Origin of the sequence: Streptomyces sp. NPDC090106, assembly GCF_044747265.1 — a bacterium.
In the GTDB taxonomy this organism is placed as follows: Bacteria; Actinomycetota; Actinomycetes; order Streptomycetales; family Streptomycetaceae; genus Streptomyces.
On the sequence record NZ_JBIVDS010000024.1, the window covers coordinates 64,360 to 70,359 of the forward strand.

A 6,000-nucleotide genomic window follows, 5' to 3' on the forward strand; every position below is an offset into this window, starting at 1 on the left:
ACTCTACTGGTCAGTAACTTACGGGGACACTACTGCGCCGGTACAGCCGAAGCGATACGCGGAGCCATCAGCCCTCAGGTACCGCACCCGCAGCAGGAGCTATCGCCGGACACTCGGAGGCAGTACTCGGACCTGGCCCACTTCCCGTTTCGCCCGGCGCCCTCGCACCACGGAGACCCCGAGGATCCCGGCCCCCACAGCCGCGACGGGCAGTGCGAACGCAGAGCTCCAGCCGAGTGTCACGCCATCGACCACTCCGACAATGATCAGGCCGGGACCCGCACCCTCGAACAGCTTGCCCGCCAGGCCGACTTCACCGAGCCGCACACCTGCTGACTCTGCCGGATATCTGGGCACTGTGCGCATCAGCAGCAGGGCAGAGACAATAAGAAGGGCGACAGCGACCTCAGCTCCACGCCAGCCCACGGCATTCAACACGCGCGGCGTCCAGGCATTGACGAGCGAGGTGGTTGAGCCGCTGAGCACGATCGTGACCGGGGTGACCACCAGCAGCGCCTTTCGGCCGGGGAAGCAGTCCCCCATGGCCAGAAGACAAAGAGGACCGACGCCGAAAAGCATGCCGGCAATCACGTGTCCGGTCAGAGCCACGGGGTACCAAGGCGCCACCGCCATGATCAGATGTCCCGCGATTCCGGCCATGCAGAGAATCTCGATGGCTCGCCGCTTGCCAAGCACTTCGCCGAGACGAATCGCGCACGGGAAGCACAGCGCGCAGGCCAGGAGGAGGAGAGCCGTGAACAAATGCTCGTTCGGGCCATCGCCGAGGCCGCTGCTCACCTCATTTCCTATTGCGGTGCTGGAGACCATCGAAACGACCATCACCAGGCCGGGCCAGTTCAACGCGAAGAAGGCAACCGCCTGGCGCACCTTGCCGGAGGCCGGCAGCGGGACAAAACGTGGCGGCACAACTGGAGAGCCCTCATCAGGAGGGCTTTGAGCAGGTTGACCGAATTGAGCGATCACAACAGGCTCCCTGTTCGGGGAAATGAGCGGACGGGGACCTGCCGCGCCCACGATTGAACATGGCGATGAAACTCCTGGTAGACGTGACCGTAACCAAGATCACCTGTTGTCTACCAAGAGCTTCTCCGTACTGACGATTCAGTCCCTTAATCGCCCTGACTGCTTCGGCGCCGTGCGCTACCGCTGCGGCTCGTGTCGAAGCACGTGCGGAGGGACACACCACGGTTCACGCCTCGCCCACGCCTCCGCCCGCCTCGCTTCGCAGAGACGCGGTGGCATCGGCAGTCGGCTACCGACGGCAGCCAGCTGAGCCGCAAATCCAGGCACCACCTCCGCCATGTCACGCTCAGGTCTGCTTGGTGCCGACCATCCTCTGCGCCGGCATGAGCCTGCTCTTGACCGTGGCATTCAACGTGGTGGGGCTGGTGAGCTCATAGGTGAGCTGCGACGTGATGGTCAAGGGCTTGGTCATCTTGAGGACGCCGGTCAGAGTGTCCCCGTCGATCACGACGTCAGACACCGTGCCGACCATGATCGACGAGTTCATGGTGACCGTGACCTCGCCGTCCTGCTCCGCGATCACCGACTCAACGTCGATCTTGCCCTTGGGGCTCGAACTCGGAAGTATCCACGTTCCGAAGAAGTCGCTCATTGTATTCCCTCTCCTCTTAACCCGGTCAGCTGCCGACGACGGGCAGGAACAGCCGCGAGCCGCTCTCGCCGCCGGTGTAGATGGTGTGGTTGCCGCGGTTCGCGCTTTCGATCTGCCGGTCGGGCATCTCATCGCTCGCCTGGGCCTCGGGAACGGGGCCAGCGTGGTGGCCGGCGATCTCCAGCACCAGGGTTTCCCCGGGGTGAAGCATGAGGCTGGCCGGCCACAAGCCCAGCTCCACGTCGATGATCTGGCCCGGCTCGATGAAGTCCAGCTGCTGATGCGTCAGGACCGGCTTGAGGTCGGTCGACTTCTCAGCGTCGATCGCGCGGTGTGAGGCACGCACGCGTCCGGTCGGGCCGACATACACCGGTCCGCCGGGGATGATGCCGTTCTCGATCAGTTCGAGGAACATCTCCTTCTTCCCCGGGAAGACGATGTGCATCGGCACCTTGCCGTCCGGGCCGACCTTGTACACACAGGCGAACACGTCGAGATCGTCGCCTGCGTCCGTGGACATCCGCAGCCGGACGTTGCTCGGGCCCAGGAGCCGGGATTCCTCGCCGACCGACAGGGTGAACTTCGCCACCGCCTCGCTGTCGGTGGCGTCGTACGTCACCGACGCCTCCTCCGTCGGCGGCTGCTCGGTCAGGGCTCCGTTGGCGGCATCGAGGTACAGCGTCGTGGTCTCCACGCCCGGCACGGGCCAGACGTCGGACGTACGGAACTCGTCCTCTCCACCCGGGTTGATCACGGAGTATCGCACCCGCGGAGTGGTCTCCCAGCCGTTGTCGACGCCCTTGAGGAAGTGGTCGAAGAACCGGCGAAGATCCTCCACGTTCGCGGGCTCGAACAGGTCCGGCCACTCCTGGCTGTTGTGAACCCGCAGCCACTTGTCCTGCGAGCTGATCTCCTCGAACCCGGTGAAGGTGTTGCGGGTGTGGATCGGGTGCGTCCAACTGGCCACGACATACGCCGGGATGTCGATCTGGCTGAGCTTGGCGACCTTGTCATCCCAATACGCGTTCTTCGTGGGGTACTTCGTCAGCATCCCGGTGATGTCTTCGACCTGGCCCTGGCCGTAGATGAAGCCCATGATGTCGACGTCGTGGAAGAAGGGATTCGCGATGCCACCGCGGTTGATGACATCGGTGTACACGTCCGTCAAGCCCTCCCACGGTGCGATCGCCGTGAGGTGCGGGGGGCGCTCGGCGGCAGCCGCCCACTGGATCATCGCCAGCTGCGAGTTGCCGGTCATCGTGGTCTTGCCAGTCGACCAGGGCTGCTCGGCGATCCACTCGACAGTGTCGTAGACGTCCCGCCCGGAGGCAGAACCCATGAAGACCATGTCCCCCTCCGACCGGCCGGTTCCCCGGGCGTCGACGAGGACGATCGCGTAGTCGTGCGCACACCAGTAGCCGGGGTCCACGGCTTCGAAGGGCTGCAACCCGGAGAGGACCTCCGGCTTCACGCCCGTCATGGTGACGTTGAAGTTCTCCGTCCAGTATCCACCGCGCTTGTTGTACGGCGTGTAGACAAGGATCACCGGTACCGGGCCCACGCCCAGCCTCCGGTACACGTCCCCGTAGAGGACTGTGCCGTCACGCATCGGAATGGCGACATCGTCGTACACCTCGATGTCGATCGGGAGCGGGTACGCGCCTTCCTGGTTGACGCTGTCAGCGGGGATCACCCGAGTGCCGGGCTTGAGCTCGTCGATCGGAGGCACCGACTCGCTCAACGGCCTCGCAGGCTTGAAGATCACATCGATGTCAGGGCCGAAGTCGTTGAGGTTGTTCACTTCGCTTCGCTGTCCTTTCCGGTGACGACAACCGAGCTGATTGGCGCTACATCTTCGATCAGAACACACGTCACTCTTTCACGTCAACGCGGAAAAGTGACGAGTAAAGGTCGCTTAAGATCGGTGCATGCTCAAGGAAACCCCCCGCGACGAGCGCGGGATACCTGCTCCGATGGAGCTGGCCATGGACCTGCTCGGCCTGCACGTCTTCGGCTACACCAACGGCCTGCCTGCCAACATGAACCCGCTGCCGACCAGGGTCTTCCTCTCCGCGCTCGGCGGGCTCGGCGTATCCGATGCCGCCGTCCGCACCACCTTGAACCGGATGGTGGCTCGCGGAAATCTTGAGCGTCGCAAGGCGGGACGCACCAGCGCATTCATTCCGACCGGCCTAACCCTGGCGATGCTCCAACGAGGACGCGATCGCATGTTTTCAGAACGTCCGTTTGATCACGAAGGCGACGTGTGGACCATCCTGAACTGCCCCATCCCGGAAACATTGCGCAACTTGCGCTACCAACTTCAGGCACGCCTGGTGTGGTCCGGCTTCGGCATGCTCCAGCCGAACTTTTGGGTGGCTCCCGGCAGGGTCGATGTGGAGGCTCTCCTGGGGGACATCGTCCCGGAACCCGGCCTGGTGCGCGCCTTCATCGGGGCCCCCACTCCCCCTGACTCTCCCGAGCAGCTGGTCGAGGCCGGTTGGGACGTCGATGCCCTCCGTGCGGCACACCACCGTTTCGCCGCACGATGGAGTGCCGCACGCCCTCAGGCCGACGAAGCGCTATCGCAGTACCTGTTGCTCATCGACGACTGGGGACTCCTGCTGCGCACCGATCCTGGCCTCGCCGCGGCCATAAACGATCCCACTTGGCCCGCCCCGGATTCCGCACGGATCTTCCGTCAGCTCCGAGACAAGTGGGGACCCCTCGCCAGCTCAGCCATAGCGGGTCTGACAGGTTCTCCCGTTCAGGACTGACTGGCTCGAACCCAGCCGCCGCCCAACCACTGGCCCCACCAGATCTACCTCGGCTGCCGACACACCTCTTGCACTGGGCACAGCAGCTGGCACCTGTGCAAGGCGGGGCCTTCACCGACTCAATGCGAACGGAACAGCAGAACCCCGCCACAGCAGGCACAAGCCCATCAGCCCAGCCTGAGGCGAGCGCCACCGCCTGTGGTCGACCGGCGGCACCTGGGAACCTCAACTTCAGCAGGTCCAGGCCGCAGCCAACTCCGCTGGCAAGATCGGCTGGGACATCTCGGTCGACTCGACGTTCATCCGCGCGCATCAGCATGCCGACGGCCCGCACCTATGCGCCTCAGGCACTGGAATCAAAAGAGGTCGAGGGGATGAAACACCAGGACAAGACGCCGCGGCAGAGTCCGTCGCCCGCCTGGTGGAGGTGGTGCTGGGAGCGAGGGCCTGGGCCACTCGCGCAGCGGGTTCACCAGCAAGGTCCACTTGAGCGCGGACGGCCGCTGCCACACGCTGTCCCCAATCGTCGCTCCAGGGCAGCGGGCAGACTGCACCCAGTTCAAGCCGGTCCTGGGCAAGATCCGAGTGTCCAGACCCGGCCCGGGTCGGCCACTCAAGAAGCCCGACAGCCAGGCTGCCCACATACGCAAGGGCTCAGACAGTGGACGCCCACCCGGCTCCGATGAGGACCGCTGCGAGAAGCACAACATGGTCGAACGGGCGATCAACGGGCCGAAACAGTCCCGAGCGGTCGGCACCCACTCGCTACGACAAGCCCGGCAAGGTCATCCTCGCCATCGCCACCACCGCTGCCGTCGCCATCCGGCTCCGAACATGAACTCCTACGCGACCCAGCAATAGACACTCTGGTTCTGGCGCCGTGCACTGCTGACGAGGTCAGCCAGATTACTCACGATCGCTCCCGCGATCTCCGTGTCGATGGCCTCGTCGCCCTCCGCACGCAACTGAGCCCACACGGCAGCGATGTCACGCAGTCTGGAGTGTCCAGCGTCCGCGAGTACAGCGGACAGACGGGGTGACATCGCGAAGACGACGCACCCGTCATTGTCCTGACCAGCGACAATGCGAGGCTCACCGGCTTCGACGAGTTCCTCAACACTGCCGTCGGCCAGAAGACACTCCCACTCAACCACTGCGTCCTCGGAATCGAAGTTCCTGAAGGAAAGCGACTCGAATGCCCGTCCCGGCCCGGTCTGGAGGACCAGACCCGCCGACGTGTCGTCCGGTGCCACGAAGAACTTCACGCTGATGCTCATCCAGGGCATCATGCCCGACAGCCCACAACCATGATCGGCAGGGCAAGTCCCGAGCCGTGTCAGGGCCGCGGGTCCTGCCACGCGCGTGCGCGCACTATCGCCGGTCCGGTTGTCGGCTTCTCTCAGCCTTGCAGTAGCACGCCCAGCAGGCACCGTTCAATCAGGACGGCCCGGCACAACCCTTCGCAGCCGACCTCATCCGATCGTCAGGTCTTAGAGGTCCTAACAAAGGCGCTGCACATGCCGGTAGGTGATGAGGCAAGTGGCGAGGCCGAGGAAGGCCTCGTGGATGTCGTCGCGCCGTTCCCAG

At 64.5% G+C, this 6,000-nt stretch carries 5 protein-coding genes; 1 reads left to right on the forward strand and 4 read right to left on the reverse strand.

Going from position 1 to position 6,000, the window contains the following annotated elements; translation table 11 throughout:
- Positions 1-99: 99 nt before the first annotated feature.
- The 3 genes from ACIPSE_RS44505 to ACIPSE_RS44515 form a co-directional block, all read right to left on the reverse strand.
- Positions 100-984, reverse strand: a complete 885-nt coding sequence (locus ACIPSE_RS44505; RefSeq protein ID WP_401675346.1) for a hypothetical protein — start codon at positions 982-984, stop codon at positions 100-102.
- A gap of 346 nt (positions 985-1,330) precedes the next feature.
- Positions 1,331-1,636, reverse strand: a complete 306-nt coding sequence (locus ACIPSE_RS44510) for a hypothetical protein (RefSeq protein ID WP_401675349.1) — start codon at positions 1,634-1,636, stop codon at positions 1,331-1,333.
- Positions 1,637-1,661: 25 nt separating this feature from the next.
- On the reverse strand, positions 1,662-3,437 hold the full coding sequence (locus ACIPSE_RS44515; RefSeq protein WP_401675352.1) for a CocE/NonD family hydrolase: 1,776 nt from the start codon (positions 3,435-3,437) through the stop codon (positions 1,662-1,664).
- 127 nt (positions 3,438-3,564) lie between these two features.
- Here ACIPSE_RS44515 and ACIPSE_RS44520 point away from each other — a divergent pair, with 127 nt between their 5' ends.
- On the forward strand, positions 3,565-4,413 hold the full coding sequence (locus ACIPSE_RS44520) for a PaaX family transcriptional regulator C-terminal domain-containing protein (protein ID WP_401675354.1): 849 nt from the start codon (positions 3,565-3,567) through the stop codon (positions 4,411-4,413).
- 842 nt (positions 4,414-5,255) lie between these two features.
- Here ACIPSE_RS44520 and ACIPSE_RS44525 read toward each other — a convergent pair.
- The gene (locus tag ACIPSE_RS44525) at positions 5,256-5,690 is read right to left on the reverse strand and encodes a hypothetical protein (RefSeq protein ID WP_401675356.1); all 435 of its coding nucleotides are present in this window, start codon (positions 5,688-5,690) and stop codon (positions 5,256-5,258) included.
- Between the last annotated feature and the right edge of the window lie 310 nt (positions 5,691-6,000).

Bases quoted from the DNA above. Each gene is read 5' to 3' on its own strand.
- ACIPSE_RS44525 (WP_401675356.1), bottom strand. From the start codon at position 5,690: ATGAGCATCAGCGTGAAGTTCTTCGTGGCACCGGACGACACGTCGGCG.
- ACIPSE_RS44520 (WP_401675354.1), top strand. From the start codon at position 3,565: ATGCTCAAGGAAACCCCCCGCGACGAGCGCGGGATACCTGCTCCGATG.
- ACIPSE_RS44510 (WP_401675349.1), bottom strand. From the start codon at position 1,636: ATGAGCGACTTCTTCGGAACGTGGATACTTCCGAGTTCGAGCCCCAAG.